Genomic DNA, 20,245 nt, shown 5'->3' on the forward strand with positions numbered 1-20,245 from the left:
AGGTTTCAGCTAAGTACGGTATTGCTGAAACCATGGAATATCTTTAAGTGAATCACGGCGCGCCATCTGTTGTAAAAAAGGCGTGAACTCTTCAAATGACGGTAATATTTTGGAGGAAATGGCAAAGATCAAACAATACGCCACATATAAATCTGCTGCCGAACATTGCTCACCGAGTAAATACGGCTTGGCTTTCTGTATCCCCTGCTTAAGGAAACTAAAGACAGAGGCTTCATGACCAAAGCTCAGACTTCTGCAATTCTTTTCAATCTCTGTCTGAGGCACCTTGAGGTTTTTAATATCAATATATTCAGTCAAAGGACCATGGCAGAAGAAAATCCATTTCAGATAAGCCCCGCGTTTAGGATCATCTAGTGCAGGTGCCAGACCTTTCTCCCGATATTTATCTGCCAGATAGACATAAATTGCTGCCATTTCTGAAATGACAATATCGTCATCAACCAGACAAGGAACCTTGCCCATGGGATTAATCTGCTCATAAGCTGGCTGATGCATCTCAGTATAAGGAATTTCAACCTGCTCAAGCTGATTTTCAATCCCCAGCTCTTTCAGCAAGGGCAACAAAGTCAGGCCGCGAGACTGCGGATTATTATATAAGGTCATCATAATCGTGAACCTATTGTTTATATTATTCCCTGACTATAGCGCTCTTTTAGAGCAAGACTTGTAAGGATGTGCTACCAATCATTTCATCCAGGCCAATGTGTCTCCCCTCTATATTCCTTCTCTTAAATTAAAATAAATCCAGGCAGAATTTTTCTTTTAGCACTTTCAGGATCAGGTTAATCACCTCATGTTTCTGATCCTTGCGATAAGTCGCATACAAGCCAATCATCGGGAGCGGTTCAATGGTCTTTTTCACCACGATATTTTCACCCAGTAAAGGAATGACATAAGCCGGCACCAAACTCCAGCCTACTCCCATACCGACCAGATTCACATTCAGCAAAATATTGGTGGAATGCTGTACCACATTGACCTTAATACCGGCTTTATTCAGGAATTCGTGGATGATATTAAACAGCTGAGGTGAAGCCTGTTCATCACTGATCACGAAATTACGCCCTGCAAAATTCTTGATGCTTAAGGCTGGCATATCGACTACATCAGCGTCGCGCGGCACGATCAAGGTTAATGGTTCATCAAAAATCTTGATCGATTCAAATTCTGCTGAAGGATCTGGATAACGGGTAAAAGCGATATCAATCATGCCCTGACGCAACCAGGAAAATTGTTCTGCATCGGTGAGGCTATGAAACTGGGCCTTTAAATTCGGAAAATGCGCGCGGATATTCGGCATGATGTAAGGGAAAATCTTCATTTCCGCTACGGGCACAAAGCCAATATCCAGATGCTCTTTTTCAACTTCTGCAACCTGGCGAGCCAGCTGGATCGCCCGTTCAGCATGTGCCAGACTCAGTAAGGCTTCTTTGAGAAATACCGCCCCTGCTTCGGTCAGCTCGACTTTACGGTTAGAACGCTCTAGTAGCTTGACCCCAACTTCATGTTCCAGATCTTTGATCTGCTGGCTGAGAGAAGGCTGCACTGTATTTAACTTTTCCGCTGCACGGGTAAAGTTCAGCTCGCGTGCGACCATACAAAAATAACGTAAATGTCTAAGTTCCATGTTCTTATCCCTGTTATACCGCTGCTTTGGTCCGTTTCTTGGATACGGTGTATCGATAGACCAGCAGGGTCAATATCACGATCATTGCACACAGCATATACGTGGTTTCATAGCCCCACTGCGCTATAAAGATCCCCATCATTACAGATCCAACTGCTAATCCAAGATCAAACAAGGTAAAGAAAGTGGAGATGGCATGTCCCATACGCTGTTTCTCCACCGCTTGAATCGCCAGAGTTTGCAGGCAGGGAAAAAGTGATCCATAACCAATCCCAATGAATACAGCTGAGAGCCACAACATCCATTGATTATGGACTAAAGTAACCAGCACCAGACCTAAGGCAAAAAAGATCAATGAGGGATAGATTACGGCGTCTGGACCTTTACTGTCATAGAACTTACCTACCCAGGGACGCACCAACAACATGGAGAAGGCAAAAACAATAAAGAACAGGCTGACATAGGCCAACAGCTGCTTGGTTTCTGCGAAGACCGTGATAAAGCTGGTAACGCTGGAATAAGCAAATGCAGTAAGTAATGCCACAAAGCTCACAGCCAGGACTTTGGTTTCGATGATATCCTGCAAGCTTAATCGTGATTTTTCTGTAGTTTTTATTTTAGGCTGAGGCAGCTCTCTAATATTCAAGATTAAACTGAAGATCAAACCCAAACTGATCAGGACGGCGAGAATACCAAACAACATCTGAAAGCTGGTGAACTGAATCGTAGTTAAGGCAATCAGCGGACCAAATACTACGCCCAGATTGGTCGACATGACGAAATAACCCATACCTTCCCCTTTACGCTGATCCGGAATAAAGTCATTGGCCACCGGTACGGTCACCGTAGTCAAAATACTGAACCAGATGCCATGCAGAAAACGCACGATCAGTAGTGAGCTCATGCTATCAATCAGCAGATAACTAAAGGCAAACAGCGCAAATAAGAGTCCTGCCCCACGCATCGCCAGTTTCTTACCCAATTTCTCAATAATCAAACCTGAAAAAGGGCGAATGGCAATAGAAGACACCAAAAATAAGGTCAGCGCCAAGCCCGCTTCTTTCACCGTTCCACCCAGATCTGTGGTGATGTAGATTGGCAAAATCGCGATCAGGGCAAAATAATAGGTAAACAGAAATAAATTATTCAGTACACATAGAATAAATGAGCGATTCCATAAGGGAGCTGTCGTGCTAGACATAAAAACCAACTATATACAGAAAATTCTAAAATCAGGCCTGAGGTCTTGCAGGCTGGAGTATCAGTGCAACGAGTGCGCGGATATAACTCTCATCCGGCATCTTGTTAAAAAAGATAATCTGGTAATGAATCGGTCCGTACAGACCGTCCAGCATCAATTCAAAATTATAGTCCGCACGGATTTCTCCACGCTCAATCGCTTGCTGGATCAAGCTTCGCATTTGTTTTCGACGCGGTAGCAGATATTGGGTGAAAAACTCCCCTGCAAGTTCACGATGATTGGCCATCACCACCAGCAAGGCACGTCCAACCGGATGATTCAGTGCCTGAGATAGCCGTATTAATTGCTGTACCAGGTTATCTTCCAAAGAGTTGGAAAAGTCTAGATCAAAAATAGACGCGGTATGTGCTCTGAAGGTATCCAGAACCAGTTCAGACTTATGCTTCCACCAACGGTAAATAGTGGATTTACCCACCCCTGCCCGTGCAGCGACATCCTCAATGGTGAGCTGATGATATTCATGTTCAGTCAGTGCTTCTGCCACGGCTTGCAGAATACATTCCTGTCGACGTGAGCTTTTTTCTTCCAATATCATATAATCTTTTAAAATCGAAACGAAACGTATCGTTTCATATTAGATGATTTATATCGTTATGACCAGCCTGTATGAAAAACATAGGCAAAAAAAAGACCTCCATTTTTGGAGGTCTTTTTTTCACTTTATAGCAATTAGCTGTGTGCTGTTTTCTTATAAATACTGCAAGAAGGATGATGATTTTCTTGCAGTCGAGCAATCTTGCGCTGTTCAGCTGCTTCAAAACGGCAACGTTTCCAGTCATTATCAAGATTCAGTGGCGGAATATGCTGTGGTTTACCATTTTCATCGACCGCGACCATAGTGAAGTAGCAGCTATTGGTATGACGCACTGTACGTTTCTGGATATTCTGTGCTTCTACACGAATCCCGATTTCCATTGAAGTACGGCCTACATGGTTCACACTCGCCAGGAAAGTCACCAGTTCACCCACGTGAATTGGTTCTTTAAAATTCACTTTATCCACGGACAGCGTCACCACATAACTGCCTGAATAGCGGCTCGCACAGGCATAAGCAACCTGATCCAGCAATTTCAGAATGGTACCACCATGGACATTTCCTGAAAAATTCGCCATGTCTGGCGTCATGAGAACGGTCATTGTTAATTCTGACTGATCGTCTGAAGCTGCTGCAATTTGATCTAATGGGGCCATCGCTTTCTTTGAACTCTTTGAATGACAATGATATAAACACATTATTATATCGTTTTTAATGCTAATTAAATGTTCTATTCGGCAAAAAATCCATCATTATTATTTATATGAAAAATGATTTCATACAGAAATAAATATAATAGAGGAAGATCAAATTATATTCTGATAAATCTGCATTCCAGAAGATCACTTATCATTAATTATTTTCATGATGAATAATCAGCATATAGATTAAATTGAAAATTTATCCATGCTGTTTTCATCACTCAACATGGATAAATTCTTCATGGTCTGTTAATCGGCACTCAGTCTTAACATTTCCTGAGCGACATTTTGATAACTCAATACCTGCTGACCATCAAGCTGGGTTTCCACAGTATAGGTGCCATCCTGATGTGTAGCAGTCACTTTAAAGATGTATTGTTCAAACTGAGCCAGTTTGACCTGCTGCCCAACTTCAAGATTATTCATATGTCACCCTAGATCTTGTTTGTTTTCATCAACTGCATTCTGACATGACTCATTGAATTTTCAAACAATTGATAAACTTAAGTATATAAATAACCATATAAAATTTTAAAAATATACAATTTTACAATCTATTAATTCTATTAATTATAGAAATTTCAGTAGTTTATATTTTCAGAACTGGTTATTTTTTATTAATATATACTTAATAACACTTACTTAATATTTTCCATAGATCGACATTTTCTTATAAGTAATTTTTATTAGATCTCTTTCATAAATCAAAAAATGATCGTTATATTCATGTTTAAATGGATATTGAAAGTTCCTTCTCCTTCTGGGAGAAGGTTAGGATGAGGGGATTTCTTCTAAAAAAACCTCTCCCTGAGGAGCATGCTCCGCAAGTCTCCTACAAGGAGAGGGGATTCCCTTTGTAGTGATTAAAAAATGATTTATGCAAGAACCCTATTATTTTCTGAATATATTTATTAAAAAAACCTCATTTATGACAAATGAGGTTTTTTTTAATGAATACTTTAGAGATTATTTTTCACGGGCTAGAAACTGTGGAATCTGATGTCCCTTTGCATAATTATGTTTCTGATATACCTGTTCAATTTCAAGCAATTTTGCCCGTGTCGCCTCAATACCCGCTTCCATGGTCATGGTTCTGCCACGCACATCAAAAATATGCCCTTTCTCACGCAGGTCCGGCTGGATCACGACATCAGCATGCTTTAATTCTTCAAAGGCAAGCCGCTTCTGCATGATATTGATGTTCTGATTAAACAAGCCCCAGACATTGGTCGTTTCGGTATGAATCGGCTGCGCCAGAATATCGATGGCGATGACAATATCCGCGCCTAGCTCACGAGCAACATCAACCGGTACCGGACTCACCAGACCACCATCAACATATTCCTTGTCTTCAATCATCGTGGGAATGAACATACTTGGAATCGCGACCGATGCACGTACAGCCTGACCGGTATTGCCATAATTAAATACGACTTTCTTGCCTTCTTTCAGGTCTGTTGCCACCACAAACATCGGGATCTTCAGATCTTGTAAAGGAACATTATCTACCTGCAAATTGACATAGTCTTCGACCTTTTTACCATCAAAGAAGCCTTTTAGATCGATTCTGAAATCCCGAACATCATTGGCTTTCATACTCAGCGCGATATTGCGCAGTTCAATTGCAGGTGTGCCACTGGCATAAATAGAACCGACGATACTACCAGCACTGGTTCCGACAATCATGTCAGGCTGAATGCCTGCCTGTTCCAGTACTTCAATCGCGCCAATATGCGCATAACCACGGGCACCACCACTCCCTAAAACCAGCGCAACCACAGGACGCTGCTCGGTGGTTTTAATCTTCAGAAAATCGATTTGATTCGGACGTGCCTGTGCTGTGCTGTGCTGCATTTGCTTGGATTGAATACCTGCATTCACTGCCATCACTCGCTGATCAGGCATACTCTGACAGCCGGCCAAACCAAACAGTCCCAGCAGGGTGAAGCTTAACCCATTGTTCCGCATACAGCACTTATCCTCATTTCAATAGCTGCATAGTGTATAAACAACATATTAAATTAACTGTTGAATTTCGTAAATTTGTCATACAGTTTGAATAACTTATAGCTATTTAAACCTATATTGCCATGCCGTCACCTACCCTTTATCAGATTTTTCTGACTTTCCTCAAGCTTGGATGTATTGCATTCGGCGGCCCTGCTGCACATCTGGTATTTTTTCACCGTAAGCTGGTCGGTCAATTAAACTGGCTGAATGATGCTCAATATCAGCAACTTGTGGCATTGGCCCAACTACTGCCAGGACCCAGTAGCAGCCAGGTAGGCATTGGCATCGGCTATATGCAACGAGGTTATAGCGGGGCATTGATGGCCTGGCTAGGTTTTACTTTACCCTCTGCACTGTTAATGACTTTGGTTGCTCTGCTCGGACAACGCTACTTTCATATTTTAAACTCACATAGCTTTCATGTGATCCAGCTTATTGTATTTGCCGTGGTCAGCTGGGCCTTCTGGCAAATGTTGCGTAGCTTCTGCAAATCCTGGTGGCAATATGGCCTGATGATCGCTGCCACATTTTTTCTGACTGTGGTTCCACTCAGTTTTAACCAGATCCTGGTGATTCTGCTGGCCGGCTTGATCAGTATTGTGATGAGCAAGTTTCAAGGTCAAGTACTGTTACAATCGACTCAAGTGGAAAATGCCACTCTGGAAACTCCCTATATTCATAAAAAACATGCAGTTTACTGGTTTATTGCCTTTTTGCTGCCCTTCATCAGTATTCCCATTTTGATCCAGTATTTACACTGGTCTGAACTCGGTTTCTTTGCCGATTTTTATCGCACAGGTTCACTGGTCTTTGGTGGAGGGCATGTAATTTTACCGTTGTTCTATCAGGACTTTGTTAGTACCTCGCTGGTCAGTGCGCAAGCTTTTGATTTGGGTTATGCCTTTGCCCAATTGATGCCTGGTCCCCTGTTTAGTTTTGCGACTTATCTGGGTGCTTTATTGGACTGGACGGATCAGCTCTGGCTCAACGCCCTACTGGCGACTATTGCTATCTTCCTGCCATCATTCTTGCTGATTTTTGCAAGCTTACCTTACTGGTCCTGGCTGATGCAGCAAGCCGTGATCCGTCATGCTGTGGCAGGGATTAATGCGGCAGTTGTCGGCCTTTTACTTTATCTGGTCCTGCAACTTGGACAAAGTTATCTGAAACGCTGGGAAGATGTTGTATTTGTAGTTGTGATGATTTATCTGCTACGGTCAAAACTTCCACTCTGGTGTAGTCTGATTGCAGGCTTTACAGTCTATTTTAGCTATCTCAGTTTTTTATAAACTGAATCAATAAAAAAGCCCCGAAGGATTCGGGGGCTTTTTCAATAAGGTTTTACCAGATATCGGATTTGACCTTGTCTTTAAACTTCGGATGTTGATCCAGTTTAAACACGGGCTCTTTCACCCCACGCTTCAACTGACCGGTATAGTCTTTCAGAAGCATCAGGATAAATGGCATCAATAACAGAATTGCAATCAGGTTAATACTTGCCATGATACCCATGAACAGATCCGCCATGTTCCAGATCAGCGGTACGCTGGCAATCGAACCGAAATACACCATGAACAGCACCAGAATACGGAAGATCATCATCACACGTGGATTGTTATTGATGAACTGGACATTCCCTTCTGCATAGGCATAGTTCCCGATAATGGAGGAGTATGCAAACAGGAATAGAATCAATGCCAGGAAGTCATCCCCCCAGGCACCAATCTGGCTTTCTAAAGCCATCTGGGTCAGGGTCACACCTTCAAATCCGGCATTTTCATACAGTCCAGACACCAGAATAATGATCGCGGTACATGAACACACCACAAAGGTATCCACAAATACCCCAAGCATTTGTACCAGTCCCTGATTCACCGGATGTTTTACATCCGACGTAGCCGCAGCATTCGGCGCAGAACCCATACCTGCTTCATTGGAAAACAGGCCACGCTTGATACCCATCATCATCGCCATAGAAATCATGGCACCGAAGAAACCTCCTGCAGCAGCTTCAAACTCAAACGCTTTAGTGAAGATCAGCTGGAAGATAGAGGGCAGCATATCGTAATTGATCACCGCGATATAAAGCGCCACAATCAGATAGAGAAGTGCCATAAATGGCACAAATTTTTCAGCAACTTTTGCAATCCGCTTGATGCCACCGAAAATGATCACCGCAGTAATCAAGACCAGAAATAGACCTAACCATGAAACCTCAAGCTCAAAACCACCCAATGGTAAGTTCAGATTCGCCTGATCCCAGCCCCAGGCATGTGAAGTTGCCCCAATAATCGCATTGGCCTGCACCGCATTAAAGACAAAGCCGTACGTCAAAATCAGCGCGATAGCAAAGAGGATACCCAGCCATTTCTGTTTCAAACCTTGCGTAATGTAATACGCTGGTCCACCACGGAACTGCTTGTTCTGGGTATCACGAATCTTGAACAGCTGCGCCAATGAAGATTCAACAAATGCCGAACTCATCCCCAGGAAAGCAGTAAACCACATCCAGAACACGGCACCTGGGCCACCAATGGCAATGGCAATCGCAACACCAGCAACGTTACCCACACCTACACGGCTAGCCAAACCTGTTACAAAAGCCTGAAATGGTGTGATCCCATGCTCATCCTTGGTTTCATTCCGGCTGCGTTTCATGACTTTCATACTGTGCCAGAACAGACGAATCTGTACGGCCCCAGTCATGATGGTATACAGAATACCGACTGCTACCAGAAAGACGACCAGAAAATCCCAAAGTGGACCATTTAGGGCATTGACCCAACCCAGTAGGGTTTCATTGAGCTGTTCATTCATATTCAATCCTTTCTATCCACCTTAGAGTTATTGTTATGACTTCGCATATCTATTCTTATACAAAGAATTTCAGGATGACCTGAATCACAGTAGCATTAATCAAGTCTACGAAGAAGGCACCACACAGCGGTACAATCAGGAAGGCTTTATGCGATGCACCGTACATGTTGGTAATCGCCTGCATATTTGCAACTGCCGTCGGTGTTGCACCCATACCAAAACCGCAATGACCCGCAGCCAGGACTGCCGCATCATAGTTTTTGCCCATCACACGGAAGGTTATGAATGCTGCGTACAGTGCCATGGTAATAGTCTGTGCACCGAGGATCACCATCAGTGGACCTGCAAGGTCGGCCAGTTGCCATAATTTCAGAGATAACAATGCCATTGCCAGGTAAAGTGATAATGAAGCATTACCAAATACATCAATCGCGCGGTCAAAGACCTTAACCTTAAACACACCTTCAAGCACGTTACGCAGGATCACACCACCTGCCAGCGCCCAAACGAAGGTTGGCAGTTCAAATGCAGTACCTTTACTGAAACCGGTCATAAATTCTGCAAATGCCAGACAGCCTGCAAACAGACCAAGTGTAGTAATCGCATTATCTGCGGTAATCAAGCGTACGCGGTGTGGATATTCAAATGGAATGTATTCAGTTGAATTCACATCTAGCGGAGTATTATCACGTTTTTCAACCTGAGCCGCAGTACGAGGCGTGGCTAATTCATAGCGGTTAATCAGCATTTTCGCCAAAGGACCACCGATGATACCGCCAATGATCAGACCGAAAGTCGCACTGGCCATACCCAATGCAAGCGCGCCCTGAATGCCATGTTCAACTTCGAAGATCTCACCCCAGGCACCCGCCGTCCCATGACCACCAGTCAAGGTAATTGAACCTGCAATCAGGCCAATCAGCGGATCAATACCCAACAGGCTAGCCAACGTCATACCAACAGTGTTCTGTACTATGATGAACACTGAAACTGCGATCAGGAAGATCACCAGACCAATACCACCTTCACGCAGCTTGGCAAAGTTTGCACTCAAACCAATCGATGCGAAGAAGATCAGCATAAAACTGGTCTGCAATTCTGCACTTGTGGTAATACTGTAGCCCCACAAGCTATGGATGATCAGGGAGATAATCGCTGCAACCAGACCACCTGCAACAGGTTCTGGAATGTTATAGCGCTTTAAAAAATCGATTTTATTGACCAGGAAACGACCGAGTAATAAGACAATCACCGCGGCAATCAGGGTATAAAATGCGTTAAAAGTAAAATCCATAATTATTTGCCCAAGATGATTCTGAATTTTTGTTGTTCTAAAAGTAATCTTTTGACCTAAGTTTAGTGGATGATGTCCACCTTCCTACCCTATATCAGTCAACACGGACAGTAATCTCTTTTAGAAAAACAAAACAATTCAGCACCTGATTCAAATTCGTTAATGCAATCTGGCAGATTGCATATAACCCTAAGACCATCTTAAAAATACAATGTGCGAAATCTTGAGGCTGTTAAACAGTCTGTGCTGCATCGAAAGATGAGATAAAAGCTTCATCATCCTGCAGGATCTCGAAGCACAATATTTTTAAATTCATTCCAAACCTACAGATACGCTACAGAAATACCGCGATAAGCACAGTTTTTATATTTACGATCTGTTCAGAATGTTTAGAATGAACCTTCAGATGAAAAGTCGGACATTATGCGGTGTCTTAATGCACTGTATTATTGTTTTTTATTAACAATAGTTTGACTTTTCATAAAAATAATTCATAAATAGATAATTTTTTGATCTATCTTTCCTTATTTTAAAGTTTTAACAATTCATTATAAATACCGCATATTTAATGGAGATTCATTGAATCTTCGATCTATTTTATTAGGATTATTGTAGTCTATATTGCTTATACAACATTTTTATGAAAGTTTTATTTATCTTAATCATAGAATATTTAAGAAAAAATTAATTTATAGATAGCTAATATTGGATTTAGCCAAGAATAAGAGGTGCAGCTGCATGTTTTAGAGATATGAAGTATTGATCAATTCCTAAAAACTAATATTTTTAGTTTAGCCTTTGCTTATGGATGAACTTACTTTATCGCATCAGCTACTATCATTTGTTTAGTTTATAGTCAGAACTTACCATCAAGGAAATAACAATTCATATGGATCAAACAATCGTCAATGCTGTGGATCAAACCATCACTTCCCGTCATTCAGTTCGTGCTTTTCTGAATACGCCTGTAGATCAAAATACCTTGAAAGATATTTTAACGGTTGCCAGCCGCGCACCTTCCGGTACCAATACCCAGCCTTGGAAAATCTATGTGCTCACGGGTCAAAAACGCGATGAACTGGTCGAACGGGTATGTCAGGCACAAATGGAGATTTATCAAAATCCAGCACTGGCTGAACAATATCAAGAAACTTTCTCCTATTATCCTGAACAATGGCTCTCTCCTTTTATTGACCGTCGCCGTGAAAATGGCTGGGGACTGTATGGCTTGCTGAATATTCAAAAAGGCGAGAAAGAGAAAATGGCACGCCAGCAGTTGCGTAATTTTCAGCTCTTTGATGCCCCAGTCGGGTTATTTTTTACTGTACACAAATCACTAGGCATTGGTTCGAAAATGGATATTTCCATGATGATCCAGAATGTCATGCTGGCAGCCAAAGCACGCGGACTAGACACTTGCCCACAGGCGGCATGGAACCATTTTCATCGTATTGTACTAGACGTAGTTGGCGCACCTGAAGATGAAGAACTGGTTTGCGGCATGGCTCTCGGCTATGCCGACACGGATGATGTTGTAAATACTTTCATTACCCCACGTGTACCAGTTGAGGACTTTGCTGTCTTTTTAAATGACTAATAGCCTTAACTGCTAAGCTGATCTTGTGCAGCGATGCCGTCCCGAAGCTTAATCCCCTTTAGGTGACGGCAGCTGCAGACGGTAAATGGTCGCTGCCGCAATTCCAACAAAGATCGCCATGACCAACGCCATATTGAATAAAGCATTCCACCACATAAAGTTCAGCAGAATCCCACCCAGCAGACCACAGGCAAATTGCATACTGCCCATAACGGCACTGGCAGTTCCGGCACGTGCACCTTGCTCAGACATCGCAATCGCCATGGCATTTGGCCCGGTAAAACCAATGGAGGCCACCACCATAAACATGGCAATAATGACCAGAATTAGAGACTCAGTTTCAATCATTCCCAGCACCAACAAAGCAATTACACCACTCAGTTGTAAGGTCGTTCCAATTCTTAAACGACTTAAAATCCCAAACCGATGCGCCAGCTTTTTATTCAGGGTGGAAAACAGCATAATCCCGACCGCATTGCCACCAAAGACATAGGCAAACTGCTGCTCGCTTAAATGAAAATGATCCATCAGAATCGCTGAAGATGACGTGATATAACAAAACAGGACGGCACTGGAAAAACAGCCAGCGAACATCGGCTTTCGGAAACTTTCATCCTGAAAAATTGCCTGATACAGACTCATGACCTGGGTAAAATTTAGTTGCAAACGGCGCTCTGGCTCCAAGGTTTCTTTAAAGAAGAAATGTACACAAGCCAGAATCACCAGGCCGAACAGCATCAGTAATACAAAAATCATATTCCATTCAAACACCAGCAATACCCAGGCACCCATGCTCGGCGCTAGAATTGGAGCAATCGTACTGACAATCATCATGCTGGCAAAAGCCTGAGCTGCTGAATGCATATCCAGACGATCACGGATCGCAGCACGGGCAATCACTACACCGACACAACCACCCAAGGCTTGCAGCACCCGTGCGGCAATCAGACTCCATTCATTCTGGGCAAATACACAGAGCAGACTTGCCAATACGTATAAGGCTAAACCAAAGTACAATGGCGGTTTACGTCCAATACGGTCACTGACCGGGCCATAGACCAGCTGCCCAATAGCCAGTCCCAGAAAATAGGCAGGCAGACTGTTCGCCACCTGCTGGGTACTGACGCCAAAATCATCAGCCATTTGCGGCAATGCCGACAGATACATATCAATAGAAAGTGGGCCAAGTGCAGTGAGGGATGCCAGTAATACGATCCAGGACATGGCATAGTTTTTATTGGTCGTTGTTGTCGACATAATGATATTTAGAATTTAAATGAGCGCTGTGCAGACAAGTTTACACAGGGCATAGTATGATTTGTGAAGCAAATTTACTTATTTTTATTGCTAAATTTTCACAAACTTATTAAGTCTTTATCTAAAGACAGTGGTATAGAAGGACGAACCTTGAAATCCTGGCTCACTCGTTTCAAGCAAACCACCGGCAATACGACCTTTATGTATAATCTGCGGATGATCATTGCCTTTACAGGAACTGCCTTTGTGCCTTATCTGATGGGCCAGCAGTTGATGACTATTCCACTGACTTTGGGCGTGGTGGCAGCAGGTTTAAGCGATATTGATGACCGCTTCTCGGTCCGGATTCTGAATCTCCTCTATACCTATATCGGCTTCTTTATTACCGCTTCTGCCGTTTATCTACTCTTCCCTTACCCGATCCTGTTTGCCTTGGCACTCATCGTGTCCTGTATTGGCTTAATTCTGCTCGGCTCGCTGGGACGGCGTTATGCCACGATTTCCTATGGCTGCCTGGTGATCTCGGTCTATTCCATGCTCGGGGTGGAACTGTTTGATAACTGGTACACCCAGGCAGGTCTACTGGTGATTGGTGCCGTGTGGTATGGCCTGTTATCGACAATCAGCTTCCTGCTGTTCCCTGCCCGTCTGGCCCAAGATAATCTGGCCAAGTGCTATTCGTCGCTCGGTAACTTTCTTTATGCCAAATCGAATCTGTTTGATGTCGATATGACATCGACTAGCTATCAGCACAGCATGATTGAACTTTCACTTGAAAATGGCAAATTAATTGCGATTTTTAATGATATGAAAACAGCTTTGCTGACCCGCCTCAAGGGGGATCGGGGTCAGAAAGATACCCGTCGCAGCCTGCAATATTATTTTATTGCCCAAGACATTCATGAACGGGCTGACTCGGCGCATATTGATTATCAGAAACTGGCAAAGATTTTTGAGCATAGCGATATTTTATTCCGCTTTCAGCGAATTTTGTCGATTCAGGGCAAAGCCTGTAAAGATCTCAGTGAAAGTATTATTCAGCGCAAAACCTATCAGCATAATTCGCGTTTTAAGCATGCCTTTAAAAACTTGCGCTATTCGCTGGATAAGTTACGTCAGGAACAGCAGTATGATGAAGTCTGGATCAATGCACTGTTCTCACTGTATCAGAACTTAAAGTCGATCGATGCACAGTTACGCAACCTGGAAACCGAACGCAATATTAAGTTCGAACGTGCAAAAAATATTGAAAACCAGCTCAAAGACGACGACTTAAAAGGCTGGGAAGATATCCGGATTCGAATCAAGCAGCATCTGACTCCAGAATCCGTGCTGTTCCGTCATGCAGTGCGCTTGTCAATTGTACTGCTGATTTCCTATATCTTTGTACAGCTGACCCAGATCGAATATGGTTACTGGATTCTGCTGACTGCCCTGTTCGTGAGTCAGCCCAACTTTAACGCCACCAAGCGCCGCTTACGCTTGCGGATCGTCGGCACACTGATTGGGATTACCCTGGGCTTTGCCATTCTGTATTTCGTCCCTTCAATCGAAGGTCAATTACTGCTTCTGATCCTGAGTGGCGTGCTGTTCTTTGAATTACGCAGTAAGCAGTATGCGCAAGCCACAGCCTTCATCACCATTTTGGCTTTGATCAACTTCAATCTGGATGGTATGGGCTTTTCTGCAACATTGCCACGGATGATTGATACCCTCATTGGCTGTGCGATTGCCTGGTTTGGTGTAAGTTTTATCTTCCCGGACTGGAAATTCCGTCGTCTGCCGCGCTCAATCAAACGTTCTTTAAGCGCTGAAGTCGATTATCTCAGCGAAGTGATTGAACAGTATAAAACTGGGCGTAACAATGGTCTGCGTTACCGAATCGTGCGTCGCGCTGCACATAATACCGATGCTGAAGTTGCTTCCCTGATTTCGACCCTGGCCACTGAACCCGATTTCGACCCTTTGCAAAAGAGCCAGGCCTTTGAATTTCTGTGTCTGAATCATACCCTGATCAGCTATATTGCCGCGCTGGGTGCACATCGTGAAAAAATCGAAGATCAGGAAATTTTAAATCTGCTGGATCAAGCGCTTGAGGACATTCGTGGTGCATTGCTGGCAGATGAAGTGCCCGATCTCAGTGCACAGAATATGATCCAGAATATCCGTCAACGTCTGTCACACCAGCAGGATGAAGACCAGAAATCCCTGATCATTTTGCAGCAACTGTCCTTAATGTTCAGTATCTTGAATCAACTCAGTCAGTTAAAGCAAAGTTTAAGTCATGAGCGTGATGAACAGGCATCTGAATTAGCCTCATTATAATTTGACTGATTTTGGAACAATATACTCACTGAATTGGTACAAATAATGCTAAACTTTTTGCAGTTTTAAATTTGTAAATTTCACTATGACCGCGAAAAATTTATACGCCTATACCCTACAGCCTGTGAACTATGAAGTGACAGAACAGGAACAACGTCATGCTCAGCTCATGATCTGGCGCAGTACCAATAAAATTGGCATGAAAGCTTGGCTGATCATGGGTGCAGTTGTGGCACTTTCTATTCTGGGCATCATTATGCTCAAGAACTATTCGACAATTTTTTGCTGGGTGGCAATTGTTTGTGTCGTGCTGTACTACCTGATCCGTACTTTTGGCTTGGAATGGTATGTAAAACGCAAGATGAACGAATTCCCAGTTCAGGAAATTAAAGGTATTCGTCTGGGTGTACAACCTCACGGGATCGTGATGCGTCAGAAAATGGGCCTGCAAGAAGGTGTAGGTGCGATTGGCTGGAAGGACATCTATGAATGGTATAACACACCTGAATTCATGCTGGTAAATTTTAAAGTTAAAGGTCAGCAAGGTGCTTATATCCTGCCTAAACGCCTGGATAGCAAGAATTTCTCGTTCGAAACAATTCGTAAGCATTTACGTGAAGAAGTAGGCGAACCGAAAGAAATCTAAAACAGACTTTCATTAAAAAACCTCCTACCTTGGTACGGAGGTTTTTTTGTATTCATAACTGTAAACGATAATGAGAATAAATATTATCCGCAAAATCCATCACTCTATTGTGATATTCCTTTATAATCAGATCATTTTCTAATATTGCTATTTTCATCCAACAACCATGTTTAAAAAAACCTTCTTCCAGATCCACTGGTTTCTTGGAATTACTGCCGGTCTGGTTTTGTCTATTATGGGCGTTACCGGTGCAATTTATTCCTATGAACAGCAGATTCTGAAATGGATCAATACGGACAGTTATACCGTACAGGCACAATCCGGGCCTAAGCTCAGCCCGGCTGAACTGTATCAGCATTTTAAGCAGCAAAATCCTGAAATGCAGATCAACAGTGTGAGCCTGGATGCCAGTCCCACAGGCTCCAGTACGGTTAATATTGCCAAAGAAGGTGCTCGTCGCGGCTATAACATGATGGTCAACCCATATACGGCTGAAGTACTGCCTGAAATCAAAGGCCGTGAGTTCTTCCAGTTCGTACAGCAGCTACACCGTTATCTAACCATGGGTCCTGTTGGCAAGCAGATCACAGGTGCCTGTGCCCTGATGCTGATTTTCTTTGTTCTGTCGGGGCTTTACCTACGCTGGCCAAAACGCCATTCGGTAAAGCAGTGGTTAGCTGTGAAGCCACAACTGAAAGGTCGTAACTTTATTTGGGATCTGCACGCAGTTGTTGGCACCTGGGTGGTGATTTTTTATCTGATCCTGGCATGTACCGGGCTGTACTGGTCTTATGACTGGTGGCGCAACGGTATGTTCAAGGTGCTGGGTGTAGAGCGTCCACAACCTGAAATGCAGCAAGGTCAAGGCAGCCGTAGTGGTGGAGGACAAGGTCGTGGTGCTAGCGAAGCACGTGGTGAAGGCGGTGAGAAAGGTGTTGATGATACCCTTCTACTCACCGCATTGAACAAGAGCTGGACAGGTTTCCAGAACGAATTCAATGACAAATATTCAGCAGTTACTTTTAATATCCCTAAAAAAGCTGATGGTGAGCTGAAACTCAGCTTTACCGATGTTGAAGTTCAGCATGAGCGTGCGCGTAACAATGCGACTTATAACTATCAAGATGCAGCATTTACATCGGTAGAAATGTATGAAGACAAGAAGCTAAATGAAAAGATCATGAGCAGTATGCTCCCGGTTCACCGGGGCAGCTTCTTCGGTCCGATTTACCAGTTCCTGGCCATGATCGCTTCCCTGCTGATGCCACTTTTCTTTGTGACCGGCTGGATGCTGTACCTGAAACGTCGTAAACAGAAGAAATTAACCCTTGCCGCACGTCAAGGCGCTGCAGCCGTCGATATTGATCCAAATGCCAAGTCTTGGCTGATTGCATATGCCACACAAACCGGTGTTTCTGAACAGCTGGCATGGCGTACCGCAACTGCCTTGCAACAGGCACATCAACCAGCAACAGTAAAAGCCGTACAACAGCTGACACTGGCAGATCTGCAACAGGCTCAACAGGTGCTCTTTATTGCCAGTACCTATGGTACCGGTGAAGCACCCGACCTGGCTTCGTCATTTGAGAAGAAAACTCTGTCCAGTCAGGTTGACCTGAGTCATCTTCACTATGCTGTACTGGCACTGGGTTCTAAAGAATATCCGGATACCTTCTGTAGTTTTGGTCACCGCATTGATCAATGGTTGAAAAATAATGGTGCTCAACAATTATTTGCCACCATTGAAGTCGACAATGCCAGTAACGAACATATCCAGCAATGGAATGCCGCACTCGCACAGGCAACTCAGTTAGAACTTCAGGCCATGGATATTGATAAAACCTTTGACCACTGGACCCTTGTGAAACGTGAGGTGTTAAATCCAGGCAGTCTGGGAGCTCCAGCCTTTAACCTGGAATTTAAACCAGAGCATGAAGCCCAATGGCAAGCGGGTGATATCGCAGAAATTCAACCAGGGAACAGTGTTGAACGTATTGCGCAATTCCTGGCAGCCCACCAAATTCCTACAGGTACTGTGGTTGCCTCCATGCAGCAACGTATAGAAGACATCCTTTGGAATCGTGATCTGACCCAGCCAATTTTCCCATTTATTTCTTCAGAAGAATTACTGAATCAATTACCCGTGTTACCTACACGCGAATATTCTATTGCCAGTATTCCAAGCCAGCAGATTTTACGTCTGGTGGTTCGTCAGCAACAGGATGCCTCCGGTGAACTTGGTCTAGGTTCAGGCTGGTTAACACAACATGCTGCACTTAATGCACCAATTGCATTGCGTATTCGCAGCAATGATTCCTTCCATCTGGTGGATGACAACCGTCCAATCATCTGTATTGGTAATGGTACCGGGATCGCTGGTCTGATGAGTTTACTGCATACCCGTAACCGTCAGGACTATACTGAAAACTGGTTGATCTTCGGTGAACGTCAGCGTGAGCATGATTTCTTCTATCAGGAAACCCTGGAAGCCTGGCTGACTGTAGGCACACTAAAACGTCTGGATCTGGCTTTCTCACGTGATCAGGCTGAAAAAGTTTATGTACATCACAAGCTACGTGAACAGGCGGACGAACTGAAAGCCTGGGTGAACAATGGCGCTGTGATTTATGTTTGCGGTAGCATTGATGGCATGGCCAGTGATGTCGATCAGGCACTGATTGATATTCTAGGTGAATCAACTGTTGATCAGTTACGTCAGGAAGGTCGTTACCGCCGTGATGTATATTAATCAGTTGAGAGACTAAAAAACCGGGCCGCGTTGCCCGGTTTTTTCTTGTCTATTTGACTGAAATACCTAAAATAAAATATAAAAATTACAGGATCATTCATGTCAGATGTTTATAAACGCGTGATCAGTAGTATTGCAGGGCTTTTACTGAGCGCAGACAGTCTCTGGCTACTCTCACAAGACAAGATTCATCTCGGAATCTTGCTGCCCCTGGTGATTGGCGTTTTACTGATTATTTACGCCCTGTTCTTTTCCTATTTCCAGCAATGGCAGCAGCACTCCAGATTTCACTCCAGTATATGGAAATCGCTATGGATCGGATTTTTTACTTGGGTCGCCAGTGTCCTGATCTTCTTTGGCTATATTCAAAGCAATATCAATAGTGATAATACCCAACAGCCAACCAAAGCAATCCTGGTTTTAGGTAGTGGCATAGAAAAGAACAAACCCTCACCGACCTTGCAAAAGCGTCTGGACACTGCAGCTGAATATGCACAATTCCATCCAGATGCCTTGATCATTATGACGGGTGGCTTGAGTTTTCAGGAGAAATATACTGAAGCTGAAGTGATGCAGGCTTACCTTAAACAGTCATATCCTGCTGTTGGTAATCCAATTGCAATGGAAGATCAAAGTACCAGCACCGAACTCAATCTGATCAACTCTAAAAAGATTTTAAACCGCCATCAGATTACGCTGAATGATCCGATCACTATTGTAACCAGTGACTTCCATAGCATTCGTGCTCGCGCTATAGCCAGGCATCAGGGCTATACACAGGTCATCAGTATTAGTGCAGAAACGCCGCTATATATCCGCTATAACTCGTGGCTACGCGAGTATTTTGCTTTTCTTAGCGGCTGGTTGCTGAATGAATATTAAAAACAGAGTTAGTTTAAAGATGCAAATTAATGCAATCGGATTTGACGTGGCAATGGAATATTGCCGCTTTTAAAGATCTCCGGCTTCTGCACATAAATCTGATACAGATAATTCTTGATATCCAGCAGCATTTTTTCTGGTGCAACCAGGATATTTTGCCCTTCAGGTGTCAGATTTAGAGATAAAGCGGTATGTTCTTCACGCAGGAAAGGAATCACTTTTTCAATGAAGTCTTTAAAGCTGATTTCCTGAATCTCGTATTTTTCCCAGTTATCTTTGATCAGCAGTTTTGCCAAGCCTTTACTTTGCCAGGTTGCAAAAGCCTTTTGCCCTGTTGGCGTTGCACAGAGTGCCCAGCCATCTTGGTACAATGCAAAAATGCAGCCTTGTGCCACAATGGTTTCGATGAACTGTTTATAAACTTGTAAAGGATCGTAAGAAGTATTTTGAGTTTTAGCCGCGGCCTTGCGCTGATATGGATTTCTCATAGCCATGAAATCTTATAAATTATTATAGACTTAGG

17 protein-coding genes are annotated in these 20,245 nt (G+C 43.5%); 6 read left to right on the top strand and 11 right to left on the bottom strand.

Annotation, left to right across the window (positions count from 1 at the left end):
- Positions 1-9 precede the first annotated feature (9 nt).
- The 7 genes from IHE35_RS10780 to IHE35_RS10810 all read right to left on the bottom strand — a co-directional run bounded on the left by IHE35_RS10780 (position 10) and on the right by IHE35_RS10810 (position 6,113).
- Positions 10-627 carry a glutathione S-transferase family protein gene (locus IHE35_RS10780; RefSeq protein ID WP_242787379.1) on the bottom strand — a complete coding sequence of 206 codons (618 nt, stop codon included), beginning with the start codon at positions 625-627 and terminating at the stop codon, positions 10-12.
- Positions 628-754: 127 nt separating this feature from the next.
- Positions 755-1,648: a LysR substrate-binding domain-containing protein gene (locus IHE35_RS10785; RefSeq protein WP_242787381.1), complete on the bottom strand. Its 894-nt coding sequence runs from the start codon at positions 1,646-1,648 to the stop codon at positions 755-757.
- 13 nt (positions 1,649-1,661) lie between these two features.
- On the bottom strand, positions 1,662-2,849 hold the full coding sequence (locus tag IHE35_RS10790; RefSeq protein ID WP_242787383.1) for an MFS transporter: 1,188 nt from the start codon (positions 2,847-2,849) through the stop codon (positions 1,662-1,664).
- A 31-nt stretch (positions 2,850-2,880) separates the two neighbouring features.
- Complete coding sequence (locus tag IHE35_RS10795; protein WP_242787385.1) at positions 2,881-3,444, bottom strand: TetR/AcrR family transcriptional regulator; 564 nt, start codon at positions 3,442-3,444, stop codon at positions 2,881-2,883.
- A 134-nt stretch (positions 3,445-3,578) separates the two neighbouring features.
- Entirely contained in the window at positions 3,579-4,100 is a 522-nt protein-coding gene (locus IHE35_RS10800) for an acyl-CoA thioesterase (RefSeq protein ID WP_242787387.1), read from the bottom strand.
- Positions 4,101-4,394: 294 nt separating this feature from the next.
- Positions 4,395-4,571, bottom strand: coding sequence for a hypothetical protein (locus tag IHE35_RS10805; RefSeq protein ID WP_004814805.1), 177 nt, complete (start codon positions 4,569-4,571; stop codon positions 4,395-4,397).
- A 540-nt stretch (positions 4,572-5,111) separates the two neighbouring features.
- Positions 5,112-6,113, bottom strand: coding sequence for a patatin-like phospholipase family protein (locus IHE35_RS10810; RefSeq protein ID WP_242787389.1), 1,002 nt, complete (start codon positions 6,111-6,113; stop codon positions 5,112-5,114).
- Between the two features lie 122 nt (positions 6,114-6,235).
- Between IHE35_RS10810 and chrA the strand changes: the two genes are divergently transcribed.
- Positions 6,236-7,444, top strand: a complete 1,209-nt coding sequence (gene chrA, locus IHE35_RS10815) for a chromate efflux transporter (protein ID WP_242787391.1) — start codon at positions 6,236-6,238, stop codon at positions 7,442-7,444.
- Between the two features lie 52 nt (positions 7,445-7,496).
- Here chrA and IHE35_RS10820 read toward each other — a convergent pair whose 3' ends face one another.
- Both IHE35_RS10820 and gltS read right to left on the bottom strand, forming a co-directional pair.
- On the bottom strand, positions 7,497-8,972 hold the full coding sequence (locus IHE35_RS10820) for an alanine/glycine:cation symporter family protein (protein ID WP_242787393.1): 1,476 nt from the start codon (positions 8,970-8,972) through the stop codon (positions 7,497-7,499).
- Positions 8,973-9,027: 55 nt separating this feature from the next.
- Entirely contained in the window at positions 9,028-10,266 is a 1,239-nt protein-coding gene (gene gltS / locus IHE35_RS10825; protein ID WP_242787394.1) for a sodium/glutamate symporter, read from the bottom strand.
- Positions 10,267-11,155: 889 nt separating this feature from the next.
- Between gltS and IHE35_RS10830 the strand changes: the two genes are divergently transcribed.
- Positions 11,156-11,863: a nitroreductase gene (locus IHE35_RS10830; RefSeq protein ID WP_242787396.1), complete on the top strand. Its 708-nt coding sequence runs from the start codon at positions 11,156-11,158 to the stop codon at positions 11,861-11,863.
- Between the two features lie 48 nt (positions 11,864-11,911).
- On the opposite strand, the gene IHE35_RS10835 is transcribed toward IHE35_RS10830, so the two are convergent.
- On the bottom strand, positions 11,912-13,120 hold the full coding sequence (locus tag IHE35_RS10835; protein WP_242787399.1) for a multidrug effflux MFS transporter: 1,209 nt from the start codon (positions 13,118-13,120) through the stop codon (positions 11,912-11,914).
- A 150-nt stretch (positions 13,121-13,270) separates the two neighbouring features.
- Between IHE35_RS10835 and yccS the strand changes: the two genes are divergently transcribed.
- The 4 genes from yccS to IHE35_RS10855 all read left to right on the top strand — a co-directional run bounded on the left by yccS (position 13,271) and on the right by IHE35_RS10855 (position 19,722).
- A complete protein-coding gene (gene yccS, locus IHE35_RS10840; protein WP_242787401.1) occupies positions 13,271-15,445 on the top strand; it encodes a YccS family putative transporter in 2,175 nt (724 codons plus the stop codon).
- 85 nt (positions 15,446-15,530) lie between these two features.
- The gene (locus tag IHE35_RS10845) at positions 15,531-16,091 is read left to right on the top strand and encodes a hypothetical protein (protein WP_242787403.1); all 561 of its coding nucleotides are present in this window, start codon (positions 15,531-15,533) and stop codon (positions 16,089-16,091) included.
- A 166-nt stretch (positions 16,092-16,257) separates the two neighbouring features.
- On the top strand, positions 16,258-18,840 hold the full coding sequence (locus tag IHE35_RS10850) for a sulfite reductase flavoprotein subunit alpha (RefSeq protein ID WP_242787404.1): 2,583 nt from the start codon (positions 16,258-16,260) through the stop codon (positions 18,838-18,840).
- A gap of 99 nt (positions 18,841-18,939) precedes the next feature.
- Positions 18,940-19,722, top strand: a complete 783-nt coding sequence (locus IHE35_RS10855; protein WP_242787406.1) for a YdcF family protein — start codon at positions 18,940-18,942, stop codon at positions 19,720-19,722.
- 26 nt (positions 19,723-19,748) lie between these two features.
- Here the strand turns inward: IHE35_RS10855 and IHE35_RS10860 are convergent, their stop codons facing one another.
- Positions 19,749-20,210, bottom strand: coding sequence for a DUF2750 domain-containing protein (locus tag IHE35_RS10860; protein WP_242787408.1), 462 nt, complete (start codon positions 20,208-20,210; stop codon positions 19,749-19,751).
- Between the last annotated feature and the right edge of the window lie 35 nt (positions 20,211-20,245).

The organism is Acinetobacter sp. ASP199, assembly GCF_022700675.1.
Classification (GTDB): Bacteria; Pseudomonadota; Gammaproteobacteria; order Pseudomonadales; family Moraxellaceae; genus Acinetobacter.

Excerpts from the sequence above, each read along its gene's own strand:
- IHE35_RS10785 (WP_242787381.1), bottom strand. The coding sequence starts at position 1,648 with ATGGAACTTAGACATTTACGTTATTTTTGTATGGTCGCACGCGAGCTG.
- IHE35_RS10820 (WP_242787393.1), bottom strand. The coding sequence starts at position 8,972 with ATGAATGAACAGCTCAATGAAACCCTACTGGGTTGGGTCAATGCCCTA.
- IHE35_RS10835 (WP_242787399.1), bottom strand. The coding sequence starts at position 13,120 with ATGTCGACAACAACGACCAATAAAAACTATGCCATGTCCTGGATCGTA.
- gltS (WP_242787394.1), bottom strand. The coding sequence starts at position 10,266 with ATGGATTTTACTTTTAACGCATTTTATACCCTGATTGCCGCGGTGATT.
- IHE35_RS10780 (WP_242787379.1), bottom strand. The coding sequence starts at position 627 with ATGATGACCTTATATAATAATCCGCAGTCTCGCGGCCTGACTTTGTTG.
- chrA (WP_242787391.1), top strand. The coding sequence starts at position 6,236 with ATGCCGTCACCTACCCTTTATCAGATTTTTCTGACTTTCCTCAAGCTT.
- IHE35_RS10860 (WP_242787408.1), bottom strand. The coding sequence starts at position 20,210 with ATGAGAAATCCATATCAGCGCAAGGCCGCGGCTAAAACTCAAAATACT.
- IHE35_RS10800 (WP_242787387.1), bottom strand. The coding sequence starts at position 4,100 with ATGGCCCCATTAGATCAAATTGCAGCAGCTTCAGACGATCAGTCAGAA.
- IHE35_RS10795 (WP_242787385.1), bottom strand. The coding sequence starts at position 3,444 with ATGATATTGGAAGAAAAAAGCTCACGTCGACAGGAATGTATTCTGCAA.
- IHE35_RS10855 (WP_242787406.1), top strand. The coding sequence starts at position 18,940 with ATGTCAGATGTTTATAAACGCGTGATCAGTAGTATTGCAGGGCTTTTA.
- IHE35_RS10805 (WP_004814805.1), bottom strand. The coding sequence starts at position 4,571 with ATGAATAATCTTGAAGTTGGGCAGCAGGTCAAACTGGCTCAGTTTGAA.
- IHE35_RS10830 (WP_242787396.1), top strand. The coding sequence starts at position 11,156 with ATGGATCAAACAATCGTCAATGCTGTGGATCAAACCATCACTTCCCGT.
- IHE35_RS10845 (WP_242787403.1), top strand. The coding sequence starts at position 15,531 with ATGACCGCGAAAAATTTATACGCCTATACCCTACAGCCTGTGAACTAT.
- IHE35_RS10850 (WP_242787404.1), top strand. The coding sequence starts at position 16,258 with ATGTTTAAAAAAACCTTCTTCCAGATCCACTGGTTTCTTGGAATTACT.
- IHE35_RS10790 (WP_242787383.1), bottom strand. The coding sequence starts at position 2,849 with ATGTCTAGCACGACAGCTCCCTTATGGAATCGCTCATTTATTCTATGT.
- IHE35_RS10810 (WP_242787389.1), bottom strand. The coding sequence starts at position 6,113 with ATGCGGAACAATGGGTTAAGCTTCACCCTGCTGGGACTGTTTGGTTTG.